23 protein-coding genes and 2 pseudogenes are annotated in these 22,577 nt (G+C 64.7%); 23 read left to right on the forward strand and 2 right to left on the reverse strand.

Annotated features, from left to right (window positions below):
- The first annotated feature begins 69 nt into the window (after positions 1-69).
- From ACYQ8E_RS10760 to ACYQ8E_RS10870, 23 genes are all read left to right on the forward strand, one after another.
- Positions 70-2,775, forward strand: a complete 2,706-nt coding sequence (locus ACYQ8E_RS10760) for a methyl-accepting chemotaxis protein (protein ID WP_066729057.1) — start codon at positions 70-72, stop codon at positions 2,773-2,775.
- A gap of 249 nt (positions 2,776-3,024) precedes the next feature.
- Positions 3,025-5,193 carry a polyphosphate kinase 1 gene (ppk1, locus tag ACYQ8E_RS10765; RefSeq protein WP_066729058.1) on the forward strand — a complete coding sequence of 723 codons (2,169 nt, stop codon included), beginning with the start codon at positions 3,025-3,027 and terminating at the stop codon, positions 5,191-5,193.
- Between the two features lie 61 nt (positions 5,194-5,254).
- Positions 5,255-5,788 carry a helix-hairpin-helix domain-containing protein gene (locus tag ACYQ8E_RS10770; protein ID WP_066729060.1) on the forward strand — a complete coding sequence of 178 codons (534 nt, stop codon included), beginning with the start codon at positions 5,255-5,257 and terminating at the stop codon, positions 5,786-5,788.
- Between the two features lie 100 nt (positions 5,789-5,888).
- Positions 5,889-7,415, forward strand: coding sequence for a Ppx/GppA phosphatase family protein (locus tag ACYQ8E_RS10775; protein ID WP_066729061.1), 1,527 nt, complete (start codon positions 5,889-5,891; stop codon positions 7,413-7,415).
- 96 nt (positions 7,416-7,511) lie between these two features.
- Positions 7,512-7,742 carry a hypothetical protein gene (locus ACYQ8E_RS10780; protein WP_066729063.1) on the forward strand — a complete coding sequence of 77 codons (231 nt, stop codon included), beginning with the start codon at positions 7,512-7,514 and terminating at the stop codon, positions 7,740-7,742.
- A 285-nt stretch (positions 7,743-8,027) separates the two neighbouring features.
- Complete coding sequence (locus tag ACYQ8E_RS10785) at positions 8,028-8,657, forward strand: porin (RefSeq protein ID WP_459860955.1); 630 nt, start codon at positions 8,028-8,030, stop codon at positions 8,655-8,657.
- 80 nt (positions 8,658-8,737) lie between these two features.
- Entirely contained in the window at positions 8,738-9,295 is a 558-nt protein-coding gene (locus ACYQ8E_RS10790) for a hypothetical protein (RefSeq protein WP_459860957.1), read from the forward strand.
- Between the two features lie 187 nt (positions 9,296-9,482).
- On the forward strand, positions 9,483-9,764 hold the full coding sequence (locus tag ACYQ8E_RS10795) for a hypothetical protein (RefSeq protein WP_066729067.1): 282 nt from the start codon (positions 9,483-9,485) through the stop codon (positions 9,762-9,764).
- Positions 9,761-10,222 carry a phosphate-starvation-inducible PsiE family protein gene (locus ACYQ8E_RS10800; RefSeq protein ID WP_066729069.1) on the forward strand — a complete coding sequence of 154 codons (462 nt, stop codon included), beginning with the start codon at positions 9,761-9,763 and terminating at the stop codon, positions 10,220-10,222. Before ACYQ8E_RS10795 ends, ACYQ8E_RS10800 begins: the two co-directional genes overlap by 4 nt.
- 167 nt (positions 10,223-10,389) lie before the next feature.
- Positions 10,390-11,118 (forward strand): phosphonate metabolism transcriptional regulator PhnF, encoded by a 729-nt coding sequence (gene phnF / locus ACYQ8E_RS10805; protein WP_066729071.1) that lies wholly within the window; start codon positions 10,390-10,392, stop codon positions 11,116-11,118.
- Between the two features lie 67 nt (positions 11,119-11,185).
- Positions 11,186-11,989, forward strand: a complete 804-nt coding sequence (gene phnC, locus ACYQ8E_RS10810; RefSeq protein ID WP_459860960.1) for a phosphonate ABC transporter ATP-binding protein — start codon at positions 11,186-11,188, stop codon at positions 11,987-11,989.
- 43 nt (positions 11,990-12,032) lie between these two features.
- Entirely contained in the window at positions 12,033-12,905 is an 873-nt protein-coding gene (phnD, locus tag ACYQ8E_RS10815; protein ID WP_066729075.1) for a phosphonate ABC transporter substrate-binding protein, read from the forward strand.
- A 64-nt stretch (positions 12,906-12,969) separates the two neighbouring features.
- Entirely contained in the window at positions 12,970-13,845 is an 876-nt protein-coding gene (gene phnE / locus ACYQ8E_RS10820; protein WP_082820409.1) for a phosphonate ABC transporter, permease protein PhnE, read from the forward strand.
- Positions 13,846-13,861: 16 nt separating this feature from the next.
- The gene (locus tag ACYQ8E_RS10825; protein ID WP_066729077.1) at positions 13,862-14,332 is read left to right on the forward strand and encodes a GNAT family N-acetyltransferase; all 471 of its coding nucleotides are present in this window, start codon (positions 13,862-13,864) and stop codon (positions 14,330-14,332) included.
- Complete coding sequence (locus tag ACYQ8E_RS10830) at positions 14,316-14,747, forward strand: phosphonate C-P lyase system protein PhnG (RefSeq protein ID WP_066729079.1); 432 nt, start codon at positions 14,316-14,318, stop codon at positions 14,745-14,747. Before ACYQ8E_RS10825 ends, ACYQ8E_RS10830 begins: the two co-directional genes overlap by 17 nt.
- Positions 14,748-14,750: 3 nt before the next feature.
- Complete coding sequence (gene phnH, locus ACYQ8E_RS10835; protein WP_066729081.1) at positions 14,751-15,317, forward strand: phosphonate C-P lyase system protein PhnH; 567 nt, start codon at positions 14,751-14,753, stop codon at positions 15,315-15,317.
- A 1-nt stretch (position 15,318) separates the two neighbouring features.
- Positions 15,319-16,431, forward strand: coding sequence for a carbon-phosphorus lyase complex subunit PhnI (locus ACYQ8E_RS10840; protein WP_066729083.1), 1,113 nt, complete (start codon positions 15,319-15,321; stop codon positions 16,429-16,431).
- Positions 16,421-17,296, forward strand: a complete 876-nt coding sequence (locus ACYQ8E_RS10845) for an alpha-D-ribose 1-methylphosphonate 5-phosphate C-P-lyase PhnJ (protein WP_066729085.1) — start codon at positions 16,421-16,423, stop codon at positions 17,294-17,296. Before ACYQ8E_RS10840 ends, ACYQ8E_RS10845 begins: the two co-directional genes overlap by 11 nt.
- Complete coding sequence (locus tag ACYQ8E_RS10850) at positions 17,296-18,168, forward strand: ATP-binding cassette domain-containing protein (protein ID WP_066729888.1); 873 nt, start codon at positions 17,296-17,298, stop codon at positions 18,166-18,168. The genes ACYQ8E_RS10845 and ACYQ8E_RS10850 overlap by 1 nt, the downstream gene beginning before the upstream one ends.
- A gap of 65 nt (positions 18,169-18,233) precedes the next feature.
- Positions 18,234-18,935, forward strand: coding sequence for a phosphonate C-P lyase system protein PhnL (gene phnL, locus ACYQ8E_RS10855; protein ID WP_066729087.1), 702 nt, complete (start codon positions 18,234-18,236; stop codon positions 18,933-18,935).
- Positions 18,928-20,085, forward strand: a complete 1,158-nt coding sequence (locus ACYQ8E_RS10860) for an alpha-D-ribose 1-methylphosphonate 5-triphosphate diphosphatase (RefSeq protein ID WP_066729089.1) — start codon at positions 18,928-18,930, stop codon at positions 20,083-20,085. Before phnL ends, ACYQ8E_RS10860 begins: the two co-directional genes overlap by 8 nt.
- A complete protein-coding gene (locus tag ACYQ8E_RS10865) occupies positions 20,079-21,038 on the forward strand; it encodes a sugar phosphate isomerase/epimerase family protein (RefSeq protein ID WP_066729091.1) in 960 nt (319 codons plus the stop codon). The genes ACYQ8E_RS10860 and ACYQ8E_RS10865 overlap by 7 nt, the downstream gene beginning before the upstream one ends.
- Before the next feature lies 1 nt (position 21,039).
- A complete protein-coding gene (locus ACYQ8E_RS10870; protein ID WP_066729092.1) occupies positions 21,040-22,020 on the forward strand; it encodes an NAD(P)-dependent oxidoreductase in 981 nt (326 codons plus the stop codon).
- Between the two features lie 77 nt (positions 22,021-22,097).
- Here the strand turns inward: ACYQ8E_RS10870 and ACYQ8E_RS10875 are convergent.
- Together ACYQ8E_RS10875 and ACYQ8E_RS10880 are read right to left on the reverse strand one after the other, a co-directional pair.
- Positions 22,098-22,354, reverse strand: a pseudogene (locus ACYQ8E_RS10875) (PhoH family protein); the annotation flags it as partial.
- A 140-nt stretch (positions 22,355-22,494) separates the two neighbouring features.
- A pseudogene (locus ACYQ8E_RS10880) lies at positions 22,495-22,563 on the reverse strand (PIN domain-containing protein); the annotation flags it as partial.
- Positions 22,564-22,577 lie beyond the last annotated feature (14 nt).

Here is a 22,577-nt window from a genome sequence, read left to right on the forward strand (position 1 = left end):
CGCCAACATTTCCCCGGCAGGCTTCCCCTCCAAGGTACCGGATTCCCCGGACAGGAAGGCTGTCTGCTCATGCAAATCTTCGGCAAGCTCCTCGGTGCGACCCTGGTCGCCATGCTCATCACCCTCGCCATCGGCGGCCTCGGCTGGTTCGGCCTCGATGCCACCCGGGCCGGCCTCGACATGGTGATCCGGATCCGCACCCCGCAGATTCACGCCATCGACCAGATGGTCGAAACCCTCAACACCATCCGCGTTGACGAGTTCGCCCTGGTCAACTCGAGGCTCGAGCCGGAACGCCGTGAACAGATCCTCGTCAGCCTCGGGGAGGCCAGCAGCCGCCTCGCTTCAGGCCGCGCGGCCTTTGCAGCGCTGCCGATGACGCCGCGCCAGGCGGAACTCTGGAGCGAAACCGAAACCGCCCTCGACAGCTGGGCACCCAAGCACCGGCGTATGATCGATCTGGTCGCCGCCAACCGCATCGTCAACGTCGAACTGCTGCCGGGCATCCTCGCCGGCCATCTCCTCGACCATCGCCAGTGGTTCGACGAGCTACGCCGGGCGGTCGGCGACGGCAAACCGTTCCGGGAAGAGACCAGCCCCCTCGCCTGCGGCCTCGGCCGCTGGCTGCCGACCTACCAGAGCGACGACCCCGGCCTGCAGGAACTGCTCGCCGGCTTGCGTGCTCCCCACCAACGGCTGCACGAGGCAAGTGACACCATCGCCGACCTGCTCACGCGCGGCCGGGCCAGGGAGGCGCGCGCACTGCTGGCCCGGGACGGGGCGCCGGCCCTAGGTGACTTTCAGGCGGCGGTCGAATCGACCCGCAGTTATGTCGATGAGCGCCTGACCAATTTCGATGTTGCCATCAACTACGTCTTCGGCGATGTCGCCCGCGCCTTCGATGCCAGCGTCGCCGCCCTCAAAGCGACTACCACCGAAGTTTCGGCCCAAGCCATCACGGACAGCGACCAGGCAACCGCGACCGGCAACCGCAGCCAGACGATCGCCCTGATCGCTACCGTGGTCGGCATCCTCTGCGGCCTGGGCGGCGGCATCCTGCTGGCCCGCCACATGACCCGACGGCTGCGCAGCACGGTACAGGTGCTGGGTGAACTCGAACAGGGGCACCTCGATGTACGTCTGGAACTCGCCGGAAAAGACGAAATCAGTGCCATGAGCCGGGCGATGGATACCTTCGCCGCGGATCTCGAGGAGCGGGTCCGGGGTGTCCATACCGTCGCCGTTGAGCTGGCTGCGGTCGGCAGCCAGATCGACGGCGCCTGTCACCAGGTGACCGAGGCGGCCAACGCCCAGTCCCTAGGAGTTCTTTCGACCCGCACGGCGGTGCAGGAGATTGCGGCGTCGGTGCGACAGGTAAACGAAGGGGTGACGGTGCTGTCGGGCGCCTCGTCCAACGGCACCGCCTCGGTCCTGGAAATGGCCGCGACCAGTGAGGAGCTCGCCGGCAGCGCCGAAAACCTGGCGCGGATCGCCGACGAAGTCGGCTCCTCGATCACTGAAGTCGCCAGCTCGATCCAGCAGGTGGCGGACAACTCCCTCGTCCTCAAGAAATCGGCCGACGCCACCGTCGCATCGGTAACAGAGCTGGACACGGCCCTCGGCGAGGTCGAGAGCGCGGTTTCGGAAACCGCCCAGGTCAGCGCCGGAGTGCGTCGTGACGTCGAGGCGGGACAAGCGGCGATGGCCACGGCCATCGCCGGCAGCCACGAGATTCGCCAGGCCTCCCAGGTAACCGCCACGGCGATCAGCAACCTCTCCGCCAGGGTCCAGGAGATCGGCAAGATTCTCTGCATGATCGACGATGTCACCGACCAGACCCGCCTGCTCGCCCTCAACGCCGCCATCATCGCCGCCCAGGCCGGGGTTCATGGCCAGGGCTTCGCCGTGGTCGCGGAAGAGATCCGCGAGCTCTCCGACCGGGCCAACCAGTCGACCGGCGAAATCGCCCTGGTTATCGACAGCCTGCAGCAGGAGACCGAAAAGGTGGTGGCCGCGGTGCAGCGTACCGAACGCCGCGTGGTCGAGGGGGAAGAACTCGCTCTCGCTTCGGGCGCGGCGCTAACCAAGATCGTCGCAGGGATTCACGAGATTGACCACCGCATGGAACGAATCGGCCGCGCCACCGGCGAACAGGCGGAGAGCTCCAGGGTAATCGGTGCCGCCATGGAAAAAGTTTCGCAGATGGTCGACCACACCGTCCTCGCCACCGGCGAACAGAGCAAGGCGGCCCGCACCATTACCACGGCGGTCGAGCGCCTTCGCAGTTACGCCCTGCAGGTCAAAAACTTGGCCCGCGAGCAGAGCAACGGCAGCAAGGTCCTTGCCGCGGCCATCGAGGAGGTTGACGGCATGATCCGCCAGATCGGTCATGCCTGTGAGGAGCAGACCCGCGGCAGCCAGCAGATCGGCCGGGCGGTGGAGGAGATTCACCACTCGGCGGAGGCGAATCTCGCCGCGTCGGCGGTCCTCGCCGGGGCAGTCGCCAACCAGAAGGTACAGATCGGTATCCTCAACACCCAAATGGGGAGCTTCCGGATCGGCGAACGTTCCCCCGGCACCGAGCTTTTTCCGGGCTCTCCCAGCCAGGAACTCCTCGGTACCGACGGCGGGGGGCAGCGTTCTGCCCAGCGCCCGGAAGGCCCGGCCGACCATGGCAAGCCCGCCGAGAAAAACCCGCACCCCCGCGAGCGAGGCGAAGACGGGACCCGCCGTAGGAATCCTCCGGCACAGGCCTCGCCGGCCGCCAACAGTTGACCCGTGGCAACCCGCACAATCCCGGCGGCGGCGCCAAATAATTTCCACTGGCCCCCCATTTTTAACCGATTTCTAACATCCCCCTGCTATTTCAGGTAAAGTTTCCTTCGGGGCCGTGGTGCCACGAGGGTATGGATCTAACTGCCAACCGCCAGCCCGGGGCCCCCCATGCACCCTGATTCCCCACCCACAGTGCCGGAACCGCAGAGCGAAATTGCGCCCCCGGCGCTAACCGCCGAGGAAGCCACCATGAAGGGCGCCCACCCCCCAGTCCGGAAAACCTCGCCCCGGCGCGAGCAGCAGGATCTGCTGACGCCGGAGCTCTACCTGAACCGCGAACTCTCCTGGCTCGAATTCAACCGCCGGGTCCTTCACCAGGTCCGCGATGAGCGGGTACCACTGCTGGAGCGGATCAAGTTCGCCGCCATCGTCAGCTCCAACCTTGACGAATTCTTCATGAAACGGATCGGCGGCCTCAAGCAGCAGATCGGTGCCCGGCTGCAGAGCCTGACCATGGACGGCCGCTCCCCGAAGCAGCAGATCGTCGAATGTTACGGGCGAGTGCGGGAGATTGAGGGGCAGAAGGAAGAGCTCCTGCCCGAGCTGACCCGGCTCCTCGCGGCGCAGGGGATCGCGTTGGTCTCCTACCAGGAGCTGAGCGCCCGCGAACGGAAGCTGGTGCGCGAACACTTCTTCCGTAACATCTACCCCCTGGTCACCCCCCAGGCGATGGACCCGGCCCACCCCTTCCCCTTCGTCTCCAACCTTTCCCTCAACCTCCTTGTCACCCTGCGTGCCCCCCAGGCCGCCGAAATCTCCCTGGCCCGGGTCAAGGTGCCGGTCGGCGCCGGCGCGCCGCGCTTTTTGCAGGTCGGCGAAAAGGAACGCTACATCCCCCTCGAAGAGGTGATGTGCAACAACCTCGACATGCTTTTCCCGGAGATGGAAGTGTTGGGATGCGAGCTCTTTCGGGTCACCCGCAATGCCAACACCGAGCGCAACGAGGAACATGCCGACGACCTGCTGGCGATGATCGAGACCGAGCTGCAGCACCGCAAGTTCGCCCCCATCGTCCGCCTCGAGGTGAAGAACGGTATGGACCCGGTGCACCGCGGCATGCTCGCAGCCGAGCTCGCCCTCGACGAATCGGCTGACGTCTTCGAGGTCGGCGGCATGCTGGCGATGCGTGACCTGCTCGAGCTCGCCGGCCTCGACCGGCCGGAGCTGCGCTATCCGCCCCATATTCCTCTCGACCATCCCCGGCTGCAGACCGAGCGCAACATCTTTCACATCGTCCGCGACGCCGGTTCGATTCTTCTGCATCACCCCTACGAGTCCTTCTCCTCTTCGGTGGAGCGTTTCCTCCAGGAAGCGGGGAATGATCCCAAGGTGCGGGCGATCAAGATGACCCTTTACCGCACCTCGAGCCAGAGCCGTATCATCGACCACCTGATCGCCGCGGCCCGCGGCGGCAAACAGGTGGCGGTGGTGGTGGAACTCAAAGCCCGTTTCGACGAGGCGGCCAACATCCGCCTGGCGAGCCGCATGGAGGAGGTCGGCATTCACGTCACCTACGGGGTGGTCGGCCTGAAAACTCATTGCAAGGTTATCCTGGTGGTGCGCCAGGACTTCAGCGGCCTCCGGCGTTACGTCCACATCGGAACCGGCAATTACCACCCCGGCACCGCCCGGCTCTACTGCGACTACGGCCTTCTGACCAGTGACCCCCTGATCGGCGAGGACGCCACCGAGCTCTTCAACTACCTGACGACCGGCTATACCCCCAAGCGCCCTTATCACAAACTTCTGCCCGCCCCCAAGCTGCTGAAAAAAGCCCTGCTCAGCCGGATTGAGCGGGAGACGGCACTGCACAGCAAGGAGTCGCCGGGACTGCTACGCTTCAAGATGAACGCCCTCGACGATGTCGAGATCATCCGCGCCCTCTACCGCGCCGCCCGCGCCGGGGTGTTAATTGACCTGATCGTACGCGACAGTTGCCGGCTGCGCCCCGGAGTCAAGGGAGTCTCGGAGACGATCCGGGTGGTCAGCATCGTGGGGCGCTTCCTCGAACACACCCGGGTCTACTACTTCCGCAACGGCGGTGCCGAGGAATATTTCATCGGTTCGGCCGACGCCATGCGCCGCAACCTCGAGGACCGCGTCGAGGTCATGGTCCCGGTGGAAGACCCGGCACTGCAGCGGGAACTGGAGCAGATGTTCGAGATCCAGCTCGGCGACCCGGTCAGCGCCTGGGAGATGCAGGCCGACGGCAGCTACCGCCAGCGCCAGCCCGAATCGGACCAGCAGGCTGCCGGCAGCCACCAGCGCCTGATCGAATTCACCCAGAAAAAACAGAAGGACTCGCTGCGGTTTCGCCGCAAGAAAGCCCGCGCCGGCAAAAAGCGCAACCTGCTGTAACGCACCGGTCCCTGCGGGCGAATCTCTTATTGCTGATCGCTAACCGAAAAAGGAGAATCTCATGGAGAGCAGCGCGGTAAAATCCCTGATGCAGCTCAAAGGCCTCGGAGCAGCAAGCGCCCGGAAGCTGGTGGCCACCGGCATTGACGATTACGCCAAACTCGCCGCGGCGGGGGAAGAGGCGCTGGGCGCCATCCGCGGTCTCAACCCGCGCTCGATCCCGGGTATCCTCGAGGCCGCGGCGGCCCGGGCCAATCTCGATTCCGCCGCCGGGGGGAAAAAGGCGGAAGCGGCACGTCTCCAGGAAATCGCCGGCCGGTTGCAGGAGGTCGTCGCCCAGTTTGCCGCGCTGCTCGAAGTGGGCGGTGACGGCGGGACTGGAAAGAAGACCGCGGCGCGCATGAAGAAGGAGATCGACAAGGTCGGCACTCTCCTTGAACAGATCGTGGCCGGATTGCCGGGGCGGTTGAAGCGGAAAAGCAAGGCCCTGGTTAAGAGCGATCGGCAGCTGTCCGAACTCGGCGAGGCAAGTCCGAAACGGATCGCCAAGGGGCTGAAGAAGACCCGCAAGACCCTGAAGAAAGCCCTCGCCTGATATTTCCTGCAGCTCTCGTCGCTCTTTTTCCGTTACACTGAAGGGGAACGGTCAGCAGCCAGCCGTCGCTCCCCTTCAGCTCCCCCAGGAATGGACCCGCATGGCCGAACGCCTCGCCGCCATCGATATTGGCACCAACTCGATCCGCTGCATCGTCGTCGAAACCAACGGCAACGGAGAATTCCGCGTCCTCGATGACGAAAAGGCCACCGTGCGCCTCGGTGAGGGGCTGGCAGCGAGCGGTGCCATCCAGCCGGCGGCCTGGGAGAGGGCCCTCGCGGCGCTGCGGCGGATGAAAAAGATCATCGACGGTCTCGCCGTCACCGCCATCGAAGCGGTGGCGACCAGTGCCGTGCGCCAGGCGACCAATGGCACGGCGCTGCTGGCGGCGATGGCCGAAGCGACCGGGGTCGGGGTGCGTCTGATCAGCGGCGAGGAGGAGGCCTACCTGGCCGCCCGCAGCGCCCGTCACAACTTCGACCTTGCCGGCGGCCGCACCCTGCTGGTCGATATCGGCGGCGGCAGCGTCGAGATCGTCGCAATGATCGGGGACCACGTCGATGAGCTCCATTCCCTTGAACTTGGCGCCGTCGTCCTCTCCGAGCAGTTCCTCCCCCACGACCCGGTGAGTGACGCCGACCTGGATCGACTGCGGCGCCACGTCCGCAAGAGCCTGCACAGCCACCTGAGCCGGGGCACCGTTCCGGTCCAGTACCTGATCGGCTCCGGCGGCACCATGACCAACATCGCCGGCATGGTCATGGCGATGCGCAAGGAGCAGTTCGACTCGTCGCACCACTACGAAGTGCTGAGATCCGAGGTCGTCCATCTGCTGGCGATGCTGGCGCGCAAGGACCAGAAGAGCCGCCGGGCCGTCCCCGGCCTCAACCCGGAGCGGGCCGACATCATCGTGGCCGGGGTGCTGGTGGTCGATGAACTGATGCGTCACTACCGGACCAACCTGCTGCGCATCAACGAAAAAGGGATACGCGAAGGATTGATCCTGCAGTTGCTGGAGAAACATGACCTGCTGCCCCATCCGGCGGCGCGCCGGGACTGGCGCCAGTCGGTGGAGGACTTCGCCCGCGCCTGCCACTTCGACGCCGACCATTCGCAGCAGGTCAATCAGCTCGCGCAACGCCTTCTGGCCGGGGTTGCACCCCTCTGGAGCACGGAAGAGCGGGACGCCCAGCTCCTCGAGGCGGCTGCCCTGCTCCACGATGTCGGCTACTTCATCAGCTACGACCAGCACCACAAGCACTCCTACCACCTGATCCGCCACGCCGACCTGTTCGGCTTCTCTCCCCGCGAGCGCGAACTCGTCGCCAACATCGCCCGCTACCATCGCAAGTCGCTGCCGAAGAAGAAACACGACAATTTCTCCCGCCTGAGCGACGAGGACCGGCTGCTGGTGATGCGTCTCGGCGGCATCCTGCGGCTCGCCGACGGCCTCGACCGGCGCCGCAACCGCCTCGTCACCGGCCTCTCCTGCCAACTCCGGGGAAAGACGTTTCAGGTGCGGCTGGAAGGGAGGGACGACCTTTCGGTGGAGCTTTACGGTGGTGAAACCAAGGGGGACCTCTTCGCCGCCGCCTTCAACTGCCGCCTGGAGTTGCAGGTTGCCTGACTGTTGCCTCCACACCCGATCTTCACCCGCCGCCAACACAATCCTGACATTTCTCCGGCATTCTCGTGCTCAAATTTACAGAAAGGAGCCGATTCGATGCCCTACGCCCTTGACCTGCTCGACAGCGCCACCCCAGGCTGCCCCTATCGCGACAGCAATAACCGCTGCCGCGCCGCCGCCTCCGGCCTGATCCCGGACCGCCGCCGGATCCGCCTCAGCTGCAGCAGCGATGATTACGACTGCTGCCCACTCTACCTCGCCCGGCTGCTGCGCAGCAGCCGCTCGACCTATTGCGGCGCCAGCCGCCACGATCTCTTCCAGAAGTAGCCCCGCCCGGCCGTGCCGCCCCCCTGCCCCCCGTTCCGCCGCCTGGTCGGAAACGGGGATTTTTAGTTTCGGCCTCCCTCCATACTGCGCCGTGGGCCCTGCCCGCCTTCCCTCTGCCCTCGCCAGCTTCCGCGCCCATTACCCGATATGGAATTTAACCGCATACACGTCTTTTCTTAACCCGACGCTAATGCCGGGACGGTCTTCTAGGGCTGTCCCGGGGGTGGCCACTCCCGGAGGCCAGATTTCATTCGTGGCTATCAACCATCACACAGGAGGAAAAAAATGAACCGATCGACCATGAAACAGTTTCTGATTGGCGCCATCGCCCTGGTCGGGCTGGCCGCCACCGCCTTCCCCGCGGTGGCCGGAGTTCGCTACGAAGATGGTGAAAAATGGGTCGAACTGGGTGGCCGCATCCAGCTCCAGTATCACATGACGGACCCCGACGGCGGCGAGAAGACCGACACCATTTTCTTCCGCCGGCTGCGGCCCTATATCGAAGGGAGCATCCACAAGAACTGGCTCGGCAAGTTCGAGTTCGACCTGGGCAAGGCCGAGAACGACAACGAGGTGGCGATCAAGGATGCCTACCTGCGCTACAGCGGGGTCAAGGATCTGAGCATCACCATCGGCAACGCCCAGTTCCCCTTCTCCCGCGAGGACATGACCTCATCGAAGAAGCAGCAGCTGGTCGAGCGGACCTTCGTCGGCGACCATAACTTCGGCACCCCGGAACGGAACGCCGGTATCTTCGCCCACTACAAGCTCCTCGACAAGAAGCTCGAACTCCACCTCGCCGGCGCCGAGGCCAACATCGATCCCGACGCCAAGAAGCTCGACTTCGACACGCCGGTCAATGCCAACGCCGACATGAATCTCCCCGCAGCAAGCTACGGGGTATCAAAAGTTTAGATTGATCGCTTTCATCGAAGCAAGCTTCGGGGAATTCGACCCACCTGAGATTCAACCAGGGCTGGATTTTCGGCGGCCGGGTGGACTTTCACCCCCTCGGCTACATGAAGATGGATCAGGGCGACTTCAAACGCGATGAGATCCGCACCACGATCAGTCTGGCCGCCTTTACCTGGGCCAACGACGATGACAACAATAGTTACACCGATGCTACCACCGGGCTCTCGACCAGTACCAGCAAGGCCGATGTCGACAACGTCAACGGCTTTGAGGTGAGCGCCGGCTTCCGCGGCTTCGGCCTCTCCGTCGATGCCGAGTACAACCTCTTCCAGGCAGAGACCAGCGACAGCACCTTCACCGGCGGTATCTATAAAAATGGTGAAACCGAGCTCAGCAACTACGCCCTCGAAGGGGGCTACATGGTGCTACCCAAGACCATCGAACTGGTTGCCGGTTATGAAGCGATGGACGCCGACAATTACGCCGAGGTCTGGACCCGCACCTCCTTCGGTGTCAACTGGTTCCTCGAAAAGCAGGACATCAAGCTGCAGGCCACCTACCGCATCGGCAGCAACCTGAACGGGGTCAAGGACAAGGACCAGGATGAACTCTTCGTTCAGGCCCAGTACGTCTTCTGACCTCTTGCCCGGCGCAGCGCTCACTGCGCCTCCCTGGCATGCGATGGCGACCCCGCTCAGGTGGGGTCGCTTTTTTCATAAAGCTCTTACCTGGTGAAAACCTGGCCCGAACCAACAACCGCTTTACTTAAGTGGTAACGGCCACCCCCGATCAGAACGCTTCCCCCTCCCCTTCGAAGAGGACCGTGTGGACATACTTGAGCTGTGGTTGCTCTGCGCACTGTTTACCGTGCTGCTGCACCTGCTGCCGGCCCTGATCATCGACCGGCGCCTCGCCCTCGGAACCTGGACCCGGATCGGTCTGGCCTTCTTCTTCCTCCTTGGCCCGCTGGGGCTGCTCCTCGAGTGTTGGCTCCTCTCCACCGTCCTTCAGGATATCCTCGGCCATCTTGCCGAGACGGCGGGGAATCGCCGGCACCGTGAACGGAAGCCCGCGGTCTGGAACCGGATCGCCGGGAGGCACCTATGATCACCCACTATTTCCCCGACCGCCAGGCGACGGGGGTCTGGTTCGAACAGCTCAGCCGCATTCTGCTCTGTCTGCTGATCCTGGCGATACTCGGCAGTATCGTCTCCGGCATTATCCGCGCCCTGATCGACGTCGAGCAGGCACTGCTGGCCCTGGGCCCCGGTCCGGCATCTCCGGTTGGTAACCGTGCAGTGCTGATCGATGTGCTTGGCGTCCTGGCAATGATGGAGGTTTTCCGCACCGCCATGACCTACCTCGTCGAAGGGAAGGTCAAGGTCACCTACATCATCGACACCGTGCTGGTGGCGCTGCTGACCGAACTGCTCGCCTTCTGGTACCACGAGGTCGACCTGGCGCGGGTCGCCATGTTGCTGGCGCTGGTGGTGGTCCTGATGGTGCTGCGCATCCTCGCCATCCGCTTCTCACCCAACCGCCGAGCCCTCTGCGACGGCCTCTGAGGCAGGATTCGGCATCTGTGACGAGAAGGTATTTTCCCCTAACAATTCGATTTTTTCCTAATCAAACACTAATCCGCTGTAACCAATTTTTCACCTGATTCTTGCCCGGACCAAACTCGCCGGTTGGAAACTGTCATCAGCTTGTATAGACAAACAGGGAGAAGCAGATGGCCGAGAGGTCTGCAGGCCTGGCACGTTACCGCCAGATATCACGCCGAATCGAGGAGGAGATCGAATCGGGCCGTTACCCGATCGGTCATCAGCTGCCGACCGAGCACAACCTGGGTCTGCGTTACGGCGTCAACCGTCACACCGCCCGGGAGGCCCTTCGCCAGCTCAAGGACAACGGTCTCGTCTACAGCATCCGCGGTAAAGGGACTTTCGTTGCCAGCGACAAGGTGCCGTACCAGGTTTCCAAAAAGGTCCGCTTCAGCTCCGCCATCCTGGAAGCCGGCCTGCTACCTGGAGCGCGGTTGCTCGGGGCCGGCCTGGAGCAGGCCGATCCCTGGCTGGCCGCCCGCCTGGAACTGGAACCGGGTGCGCCCATCCTGGCTCTCGAAATTCTTCGCTCGGTCAACGGGATCCCCTTCAGCCTCGCTCTCTCCTGGCTGCCGGGTGACCCCTTCGCCGGATTGGTCGACTATCTTGGCGAAGGCTTCTCCCTGTACGCCCTGCTGCGGGACCTGCACGGAATCGATGCCAGCCGCAAGTCCTCGATTTTCGAAGTAACCCTGGCGAAGAAGCGCGAGGGCGACCTGCTGCAGATTCCCCGCTCCGTCCCCCTGCTGACCACGCGCAGTCTGGCCACCGATCAGCACCAGCGCCCGATCGAATATTGCGTCAGCCGGATGCGCGGCGATCTGGGGAGCATCGTCATCGATTTTGCCGGCAAGTGAACTATTTTCAACCAGGGAGTCCCGGCCGGCAAACCTGCCTCCGGAACTCCCTGGCAGAGGAGACACCATGCAGATCCAGACCCAGCAGCTGATCCTTGGTTACGGCCGCAAGGAAGTCGTCAAACAGGTCGATTTCCATGTCAACAAGGGGGAATTCATCAGCATCATCGGCCCCTCCGGCGTCGGCAAATCGACCTTGCTGATGGGTCTGAACGGGACCACAGCGATCCTCGGCGGCCAGATCTCGGTTCTCGGCGAAAACCTCGCCACCATCTCCAGCGCCGCTCTCAAGCAGCTGCGGGCCCGGATCGGTGTCATTTTTCAGAGCTACAACCTGGTCGCCAGAATGAGCGTCCTCGACAACATCGCCAGTGGCATGCTCCAGCGCAAGGCGCTCCTGCCGGCCCTGATCAAGCTCTACCGGCGTGAGGAATACGAGGAAATTTACGAATACATGAAGGTGGTCGGCATCGAACACGAAGCCCTGTCACGCTGCGACCGGCTCTCCGGCGGCCAGCGCCAGCGGGTCGCCATCGCCCGCGCAGTGGCGCAGAAACCGGAAATCATCCTTGCCGACGAGCCGATCTCCTCCCTCGATCCGATCAGCGCCCGCCGGGTGATGGACACCCTGCGCGGCGCCAACCAACGCTACGGCATCACTGTGGTCTCCAACCTGCACCAGCTTGACTACGCCCGTGAGTACTGCAGCCGGGTGATCGGCATGCACGGCGGGCGGATCATTTTCGACGGGCCGCCGAGTGAACTCGACCGGCAGACCATCGACGAGATCTACCGCGGCTCCCAGCACCACCCCCACGACATGCCGCGGATCAAGGAATACCTCCCTGCGGCCGCCATGGCCCAAGCCTGATGGTCAAAATCACCATGAAATTCATCAAACAAAGGAGAAACCCATGAAACGCATCAAGCTGCTAGTCGCCGCGCTGCTCGCTGCAGCCCTGCTCTGCCCCACCCTGGTTCTGGCCAAGGACGCCGACTGGCCCGACAAGCTGACCTTCGGGGTCATCCCGACCGAGTCGTCGAGCAACGCCAACGAGCGTTTCGAGATCCTGGTCCAGTACCTGGAAAAGCGCCTCGGCTTGCCGATCGAGTTCAAGACCAGCACCGACTATGCCGGGGTGATCACCGGCATGCAGTTCAAGCACGTCGATTTCGCCTACTTCGGACCCAAGTCCTACTGTGAGGCCGCCGCCCGTGCCAATGCAGAGGCCTTCGCCATCGAGGTCGGCCTGGACGGCACCAACGGCTATCACGGGGTGATCATCACCAAGAAAGGCTCGGGCCTGAACAGCCTGGCCGACATCAAGGGGAAGGTCTGGGCCTTCACCGACCCCAACTCCACCAGCGGGACCCTGGTGCCGACGGTCTTCTTCACCCAGGAGATGAAGATTGTCCCCGATGAGTACTTCTCCAAGGTCATCTACTCCGGCAGCCACGAGGCGTCGATGCTCGCCGTCAAGGGGGGCAAGGTCGACGCCGCCTCGACCAACGACCTCGACATGGTCCGCGGCGAAGGGAAGCTCTGGAACAAGGACCAGGACTTCAACATCATCTGGACCTCGAAGCTGATCCCCGGCTCGCCGATGGCTTACCGCAAGGACCTCCCCGCGTCGCTGAAGAAGGCACTCAAGGACGCCTTCCTCGCTTTCGACGACCAGCAGGGGCTGGCGGCACTCAAGCTCTCCAAGTACGACGACGTGGCCGACGCCGACTATGACCCGATCCGTGATCTGATCGAAGCCAAAAAGCGCCTGGCCAAGAAGTAATACCCGCCCCGACCGGCACGGACCGCACGGTCCGTGCCGGTCACACCTGAACGAGAGCTATGCCATGTCGACCGTCACCCCCTTGAGCCTGGACGAGATCCGCCGCCGGACCAACCCGTTCCAGCCCTTCAACCTGGTGCTCGCCGTGCTGATTCTGGTGACCATCGGCTGGAGCTGGCATGCCACCGAGATGAGCCTCCGGGCGCTACTCGATGGCTGGCAGAACATGCTGGTCTACCTCCAGGGCAACCCCGGCATCGAGAACAGCGGTTTTTTCCCGCCCAACGCCAGCAGCTACCGCATCGGCCGCTACCTCGCCTCGATGTTGGAGACGGTGCAGATGGCGTTCCTGGCCCTGCTGCTGTCGGTAGCGATCGCGTTTCCGCTGTCACTTCTCGCCTCGCGCAACACTCTGAAGATCATCGTCCCGGGGCGCCGCCTCCCGTCGCAGATCCTGCGCCAGGCGCTCTATACGGCGGTGCGCTTCTTCGCCAACCTGTCGCGCTCGATCAACGAACTGGTCTGGGCCCTGCTCTTCGTCTCGGCGGTCGGCCTCGGGCCGATGCCGGGGATCCTGGCGCTCGGCGTCCACACCTCGGGCGTGCTGATCAAGCTCTTCTCCGAGGGGATCGAGGCGGTCGCCCAGGAGCCGATCGACGCCCTCACCGCCACCGGCGCCGGCTTCGTCAAGGTGATCCGCTACGCGGTCTTCCCGCAGATTCAGCCGTTCTTCGTCTCGATGACCCTCTACCGCTTCGAGTCGGACGTGCGCTCGGCGACGATTCTCGGCTTCACCGGCGCCGGCGGCATCGGCGTCTACCTCTACGACAAGCTGCGCAGCTACGAAAACCAGGACGTCACCACCATCCTGATCATTATCGTCATCACCGTCGCCCTGGTCGACCGACTGAGTGCGGTGATCCGAAAGAAATGTACTTAAAGGTAAAGGGGTACCCATGAGCCTGACTTTCCGTGAAATCGACGAGACCGACCTGCCGGCGGTGCTGCGGCTCTACGCCCAGCTCGGCGAAGACGATGGCCGGGTGCTGACCCTGGAGCAGGCGCGAGACATCTACCGGCGCATGCGCTCCTATCCCGACTACCAGCTCTACCTGGCCGAACTGGACGCCGAGCCGGTCGGCACCTTCGCTCTGCTGGTGATGGACAACCTCGGTCACCTCGGCGCCCGCTCGGCGGTGCTGGAGGACGTGGTGGTCGACACCCGGCTGCGCGGCCGCGGCATCGGCAAGCAGATGATGGAATTCGCCAACCGGATTTGTCTAGACAAGGGGTGTTACAAGATGAGCTTCTCCAGCAACCGCAACCGCAAGGCGGCGCACCGCTTCTACGAATCGCTCGGCTTTCGCCGTCACGGCATCAGCTTCTACATCGATTATCGGGAGGGGGGGTATGAGCCTGAACCTTGACGACATCCCGACCCTGGTCGGGCAGATGGAACCGGCCGCCATCGACCGGTTGCTGCTGGAACTGGCCGCCACCGAGGAGATCGAGATTATCCGCACACCGCGCTCCGGGCTGGTGATGATGACCTGCCGCGACGCCTTCGACTGCGACTTCCACCTCGGCGAGGTGCTGGTCAGCGAGGCCGAGGTGTGCTGCCGCGGAGTGCACGGTTACGGCATGGTGCCGGGAGACGACCCGCGCCGCGCCCTTGCCCGGGCCGTGGCCGAGGTGATCATCGCCGGCGACAACCAGCTGCTGCGGCAGCGCCTGAACCGGCTGGCAGCCGAGCAGCGGCACCTGCTGGAGCAGCAGCAGCGGGACGCGGCGGAACTGGTCGCCCGCACCAAGGTGCGCTTCGACCTCATGCCGGGGAGTTGAAAGATGACCAGCCAGGCCCTGCTCCACCAGGAAGAGATCACCCAGCACACGGTCTTTCGCGCCCTGTTGCAAGCGACCAGCCGGCCGGGAACCCTGCAGCGGCTGCCGGTCGCACCGCAGGCCACCCCCCTGTTCAGCCTCCTCGACTGCCTGCTCGATCCGGAGGTGAGTTTCTCCCTTGCCGCCCCGGACCTGCAACTCGGCGATGCGATCCGCCAGCGCTGGGGAGCGGCCGAATGCGCTGTCGAAGCGGCCGGTTTCTTTATCGCCCCCCAGGGGCGCAGTTACGGCCAGCTTGAGCGGCTGTCGCGCGGAACCCCCGAGTACCCCGACCGGGGTGCGACGGTCATCTACCAGGTCGAGTCGTTCGCGCCCGGCGGCCTCACCCCGCTGCTCTCCGGTCCGGGCATCAAGGACCGGCTGCGGGTTTCGATTCACGGGCTCGATCCGGCCGAGCTGCCGCTTCTTCGCCTGGTCAACAGCGAGTTCCCGCTCGGGGTCGATGCGATCCTGCTCAGCCCCGGCGGCGAGCTGCTGTGCATCCCCCGCTCCACCGAAATCGGAGACTGACATGGGTTACGTAGCCGTCAAGGGTGGCACCGAAGCCATCGAACAATCCAACAGCCTTTTCACCTGGCTGCGCCAGCAGGGGGAGTCCGCCCCCTTAAGCGTCGACCAGGTGCGCGAGCAGTTCTACCTCGGCGTCGACCGGGTGATGGGGGAGGGCTCCCTCTACGCCCCGGACCACGCCGCCCTGGCCCTCAAGCAGGCAGCCGGCGACACCTTCGAGGCAGCGTTCATGCTGCGCGCCTACCGCGCCACCCAGCCACGCCTCGGCTACTCGCTGGTCGCCGACACCGCGAGGATGCGCATCGTCCGGCGCATCTCCTCGGCCTTCAAGGAGATCCCCGGCGGTCAGGTCCTCGGACCGACCAGCGACTATACCCTGCGGCTGCTCGACTTCGACCTGCTGGAGGATTCGGCGGCCCGTCGCGAGGCCTACCGGCAGCGGCTGTTCGGCGACCGCATCGCCGCCGAGGCGCTCCCCGACTCCTTCCCCAAGGTGATCGAGATCCTGCGCCGCGAGGGGCTGCTGGCCGAGCGCCAGCTCCCGGCGCGCGAGGCCGGTGAGCTGCTTGACATCACCCGCCAGTCGTTGACCTTCCCGGCCCCGCGCAGCGCCTCCCTGCAGTCGCTGGCGCGCGGCGAGACCGGTGGCCTGCTGCTGCTCGCCTATTCGAGCATGCGCGGCTACGGCAACGTCCATCCGACCCTCGGCGAGCTGCGGGTCGGCTACGTGCCGCTGGAGATCCGCCATCCGCTCACCGGCGCGGCCCTGCAGGTCGGCGAGGTCAAGGTGACCGAAGCGGAGGTTGTCGCCCACTTCGAGAAGGAGGGGGAGAAGCCGCGCTTCACGCTCGGCTACGGACTCTGTTTCGGCCAGAACGAGCTCAAGGCGATCTCCATGGGGGTGCTCGACCGCACCATGCGCAGCGCCGAGCCCGCGACGCCGGCCGAGGATCAGGAGTACGTCCTCTCCCATATCGACGGCATCGAATCGATGGGCTTCTGCAATCACTGGAAGCTCCCCCACTACGTCGATTTCCAGTCCGATCTCGACCGGCTGCGCAAGGCGCAGGCCACCCACGATAGCAAGCAGAGCGAGGCAGACGATGAAACTTAACGACTGGCTCGGGGCACAAGCCGCCCCGGACACGACCCTCTCCGGCTACAGCTACGGGTTCATCGACCAGGGGGCGAAAAAGGAGATCCGCCGCAGCCTGCTCAAGGCGGTGGCGATCCCCGGCTACCAGGTCCCCTTCGGCTCGCGCGAGCTCCCCATCGCCCGCGGCTGGGGGACCGGCGGATTGCAGATCACCCTGGCGCTGATCCTCCCCGCCGACGTGCTCAAGGTGATCGACCAGGGGTGTGACGGCAGCGTCAACGCCGTCAACATCCGCAAGTTCATCGGCGCCGTGACCGGCGTACCGTCGACGACGGAGACCGCAGCTGCAACCATCATCCAGACCCGCCACCGCATCCCGGAGGAACCGATGACGGAGGAACAGATCCTGGTGCTGCAGGTCCCCTACCCGGAGGCGCTGCGCGAGGTGGAGCCGTCGGAGCTGGAGACCCGGCGCATGCACGCCGAAGCCGACTACAGCCGGATGTGGCTCTATCTCTACGAGAACATCGTCAATTTCGGCGAGATCCGGATCAGCTACCGCTACCCGGTCACCGTCAACGGCCGCTACATCATGGATCCCAGCCCGATTCCGCGCTGGGACGTACCAAAACTGCATATGGCCGACACCCTCTTTCTGTTCGGCGCCGGTCGCGAAAAACGGATCTACGCCATTCCACCCTACACCCGGGTCGAGCCGCTGGAGTTCGAAGACCACGCTTTCCGCGTCGAGGACTTCAGGGGGCACGTCTGCGACCGCTGCGGCTCGACCGAGAGCTTCCTCGACGAGGTCATCGATGACGCCTCGGGCGCCCGACGCCACGTCTGTTCCGACACCGGCTACTGCGACCGGAGGTGCGCATGATGCAACCACTCGCCAGAATCCGCGGCCTCGGCAAGCACTTCGGTCCCGGCTGCCCGCGCTGCTCCGAGAGCACCGGTCCCGCGGCCGAGACCAACCTCTGCCGCCACTGCGGCACCGTGGTCGCCTGCCACGACGTCGACCTCGACCTCCACCCCAATGAGGTGCTCGGGGTCGTCGGCGAGAGCGGCTCGGGCAAGAGCACCCTGGTGCGGCTGCTGCACTTCGAGTGGGAGGCGACCGCCGGCTCCCTCGAACTCCAGCGGTTGCCGGGACTCGAGCGGCTGCCCAACCTGTTCGCGGACCAGGCGGAGTACAGCGCCAACCTGCTGCGCGTCAGCCACTTCCAGCAGCGCCTGGTGCGCAACGCCTTGATGGGGATTGTCTATCAGAATCCTTACCTGGGGCTGAAAATGAACGTCTCGGCCGGCGGCAACGTCGCCGAGCGGCTGCTCGGCGCCGGCTGGCGGCACATCGGACGGATGCGGGCGCGCGCCGCCGAATTGCTGGAAAAGACCGAGATCCCGGTGACGCGCATGGATGAGCCACCGCGCAACTTCAGCGGCGGCATGCAGCAGCGGGTGCAGATCGCCAAGGCGCTCTCCAATGGTCCGCTGGTGCTGCTGCTCGACGAGGTGACCACCGGTCTCGACCTGTCGGTGCAGGCGCGGGTACTCGATCTGATCCGCCAGCTGCGCGACGAGCTGAAACTCTCCATGCTGGTGGTCTCCCACGACCTCGGGGTGATTCGGCTGCTCTGCCAGCGCACCCTGGTGATGAAGTACGGCCGGGTGGTGGAGAGCGGTCTCACCGACCAGATCCTGCAGGACCCGCAGCACCGGTATACGCAGCTGTTGGTTAATTCCCAGCTTTGAGCATTTCATGGGTCCCATCGATCCTATGGGACCCATGGGACCTATAAAAAACAAAGGCCTCTATCATGCTGACCGTCACCAACCTGACCAAGAGTTTCACCATCCACGCCCTCGGCGGCGAGCGGATCGCGGCGATCCACGATATCAGCTTCGCTGTCGCCCGCGGCGAGTTCCTCGCCCTGGCGGGACCGAGCGGCGCCGGCAAGAGCACGGTACTCAAATGCCTCTACCGGACCTACCTCCCCGAACGGGGGGAGATCCGCTACGATTCCGAGCAGTTCGGCAGCGTCGATCTGGCCGCCGCCAGCGAACGCCAGGTGCTGGCGATCCGCCAGCGGGAGCTGGGCTACGTTTCCCAGTTTCTGCAGGTGATCCCGCGGGTCACGGCGCGGGAGGTGATCATGGAACCGATCCTTTCCCGCAATGGCGTCACCGGGGATGAGGCCCGGGCCCGGGCCGAAGAGCTGCTGGAACGGCTGCGCATCCCGAGCCGGCTGTGGGACGCCTATCCGCTGACCTTCAGCGGCGGCGAGCAGCAGCGGATCAACATCGCCCGGGCGATCGCCTGGCGGCCGCGGCTGCTGCTGGTGGACGAGCCGACCGCCTCGCTGGACGCCGCCTCCATCGACATTGTCCTTGAAATGCTCGATGAGCTGCGCCGCGCGGGGACCACCCTGGTCGGCATCTTTCACGACCCCGAAATCATGCAGCGGGTCGCCACCCGCTGCTATCCACTCGCTTCCCTGGAGACCGCCTGCCATGTCTGATTCCTTCGTCATCGATGCCGCCACCGTGGTTACCCCCGAAGCGGTCCTCCCGGAATGTTCCGTGCGGGTAGAACAGGGGCGCATCGCCGAACTGCGCCCGGGGGGGAGTTTCAACGGCAGTGACCCGCACCTCGACGCCCGGGGCAAACATCTCTTCCCCGGTTTTATCGACCTGCACTGCGACGCCATCGAAAAGCAGATCGAGCCGCGACCAAACACCTTCTTCCCGGTCGATATTGCCATTCACGAACTCGACAAGAAGCTGGCCGCCTGCGGGGTCACCACCATTTTCCACTCCCTTTCCTTCGCTGAGCTGGAGGTCGGCCTGCGCTCCAACGGGATGGCCGCGAAAATCGTCCGGGAGGTCAATCGCCAGGCGCCCACCCTGCGGATCAACACCCGTGTCCATACCCGCTTTGAGGTGACCGACGGCGGGGCCGTTCCGATCCTTCAGGAGCTGATTCGTGGCGGCGAGGTGGGGCTCTTTTCGCTGATGGATCATACTCCTGGCCAAGGGCAGTTCCGGGAGGTGGCGAGCTTCAAGAACTACTATGGCCCGGTCTATGCCAAGACCGAGGAGGAGATGGACCGGATCATCGCCCGCAAACAGCAGGCCCAGAACGGCGATGCCCTGACCAGGATCGGGAGGCTCACCGACTGTTGCCGGGAGCACCTCGTAGCGCTCGCCTCCCATGACGACGATTGCGCCGCCAAACTCGACTGGCTGCAGCAGCTGGGGGTCGGAATGAGCGAGTTCCCCGTCAACCTGGCCGCGGCCCGGGCGGCCCGCGATCGCGGTATCACGGTAATCCTCGGGGCCCCGAATGTCCTGCGCGGCTCCTCCCAGGGGGGGAACCTCAGCGCCCGCGAGGCCCTGGCCGAGGGTTGCGGCGAGATCCTCTGTTCCGACTACGCACCCCAGACGCTGCTGCATGCGGTGCTCACCCTCGATCGGCTGGGCCTGAAGCCCCTGCATGAAGCGGTCAACCTGGTGAGCCGCAACCCGGCCCAGGCCGTCGGGATCGGAGCCAAAACCGGAGCCCTGGTCGAGGGCCTGGCTGCCGACCTGCAGCTGCTCGACCTGGCCCAGGGCTTCCCCCGGGTCCTCAAAACCTTTGTCGGTGGCCTGGAGGTGTATGGGTCATGCTGAAAATCGGCAGTCAAATCAATGAAGTGCGGGTAGACGGGGACCTCGATGCGCTGCGTCGGGATCTGGAGGCCTTTGCCGATTTCGGCCTGGAGGCGGTCGAAATCCCGGTACATGGACTCGACGCCATCCGCAACGGGAAACTGCACCGGCCGACCCTGCTGGCCGCCCGCCAGCTCGTCGAGGCCTTTCCCTTCGCCTACAGCGTCCACGCCCCCAACCCCTTGAACCTGATGACCAGGGAGCGCTTTGATCTCCATGTCGCCGTCTTCAGAGCAACGCTGGAGTTTGCCACCGAAATCGGGGCCCAGGCCGTGGTCTACCACCCGGGACGCTATCTGTCCGAGGAGGCCTTTGCCGTCAGTCCCGGCTCGCCCCAGGTCGCCGAAGATGAAAAACGCCGCCTCCTGGAACGGGAGGCGGCGACCCTGCAGAATCTGGCCGCGGAATTTCCCGAGCTCTGCATCGCCATGGAGAACGCCCGTCCCTACCGCGGCCATTCCCCCTACTGCTACGCGGAAAAACCGGTTGAACTCAAGGCCCAGGTTCGGCGCATCGCCAGGGAGAACGTGCGCGTCGCTCTCGATACTGGCCATCTGCAGATGGCCGCCCGCTTCTATGACCTCGACCCCGCCGCCGAGGCCGGCCATCTGTCCGGTCTGATCGCCCATTGCCATGTCCACGACAACTTCGGCGATCCAGTCTATGCCAGCGAAAAGCTGCAGACCCACCAGCTCCCTTTTGGCCGCGGCGATTCGCATATGCCGGTCGGCTGGGGCGGCATCGATTTCGCCGGGATCCTGGCTTCGCTCCTGCCCGATTACGCCGGACTGCTGATAACCGAACTTCGATCCCGCTATTTCCGCCACACCCGTGAATCGGTACAGAACCTCGCGGCCATCGTCGCCAGGTTGAGACAGGAAACGGAGGAGCACCGGTTGACCGCCAGGAGGTGACATGCAACCGACCGTCGTCATTACCCACTGGGTCCATCCAGAGGTCATCGATTTCCTGGCGTCCCGCTGCCGGGTGGTTCCCAACCAGAGCCGGGAAACCCTGCCGCGGGAGGAGATTTTGCGGCGGGCGGCCCGGGCCGAAGGACTGATGACGTTCATGCCCGACCAGATCGACGCCGGATTTCTCCGTGCCTGTCCGCGGCTCCGGGTGATCGGCGCAGCCCTCAAGGGGTACGACAATATCGACGCCGACGCCTGTCTGGCCGCCGGCGTAAAACTGAATATCGTCAGCGACCTCCTTACCGCCCCGACCGCCGAGCTCGCAGTCGGTCTGCTCCTGGCCCTGATCCGCCAGGTGCGGTCTGGCGACAGTCTGGTCCGTTCCGGGGGCTTCAGCGGCTGGCGGCCGATTTTCTATGGCTCCGGCCTGGTCGGCAGCACCGTCGGGCTGGTCGGCATGGGCGCCATCGGTCAGGCGATCGCCCGGCGGCTGGCCGGGTTCGAGGCGCGCTTGCTCTACGCTGACCCCCGTCCGCTGGCCGGCCACCAGGCCGCGGTCCTCGGCGTCGAGCGCCGCAACCTGCCGCTCTTGGTCGCCGAATGCGACCACCTGCTGCTCAGTGTCCCGCTGCTGCCCCAAACCCGGCGTTTGTTCGATTCGGGCCTGTTGTCCCGGGTCAAGCCGGGCTGCTATCTGGTCAACGTCGGCCGCGGCTCGGTATTCGACGAGGCGGCAGTGGCGGCGGCCCTGGCCAGCGGCCGACTCGGCGGCTTTGCCGCCGATGTCTTCGCCTTCGAAGACTGGACCCTCCCCGACCGGCCCACTGCCATTCACCCGGCGCTCCTCGCTTTGCCGGAGAAGACTCTCTTTACCCCCCATCTCGGCTCGGCGACCGACATGGCACGACGTGCCATCGCCCTGGACGCCGCCAACAGCATCCTCGCCGGTCTTGCTGATGCGCCGGTAGCCGGCCCGGCTTGAGACTGTGCCCTTCCCGCAATGATTATCCCCCCTTCCGGCAAGCAGCCACGATGTCCTTTCCAGTATTCGCAGCCGGCTCAGAGGATGTCGCTGGCCAGATCCGCCAATGCGGAGCGCTCCCCCCGGGAGAGGGTAATATGTCCCGCCAGGGGCTGGCTGCGAAAGCGTTCGACGGTATAGGTCAGGCCGTTGCTGCCGGCATCGACGTAGGGGTTGTCGATCTGGTCGGGGTCGCCGATGAGGACGTGGTCCCCTCGCCGGCCCGGGTGATGATCGTCTTGACCTCGTGGGGAGTGAGGTTCTGGGCTTCATCGACCACCAGGCACTGGTGGGGATGGAACGTCTCACCCGGCACCGCTTCCAGCGCCAGGCTCTTGTGGCGGTAGTAGTGGCTGATCTGCTCCCCCGGCACGAGGACCTGGCCCAGCCCGGGTAGAGGGTGTCGTAAGAGATCTTGTCGGTTTCATAATCCTGGACCGCCAGGCCGACGGTGTGAGCCTTGATGCGCAGGTTGACATCCTTGGTTACCAGGATTACCGGCAACCCGTTGCGGCAGT

The sequence above is a fragment of the Desulfuromonas carbonis genome (assembly GCF_054658035.1).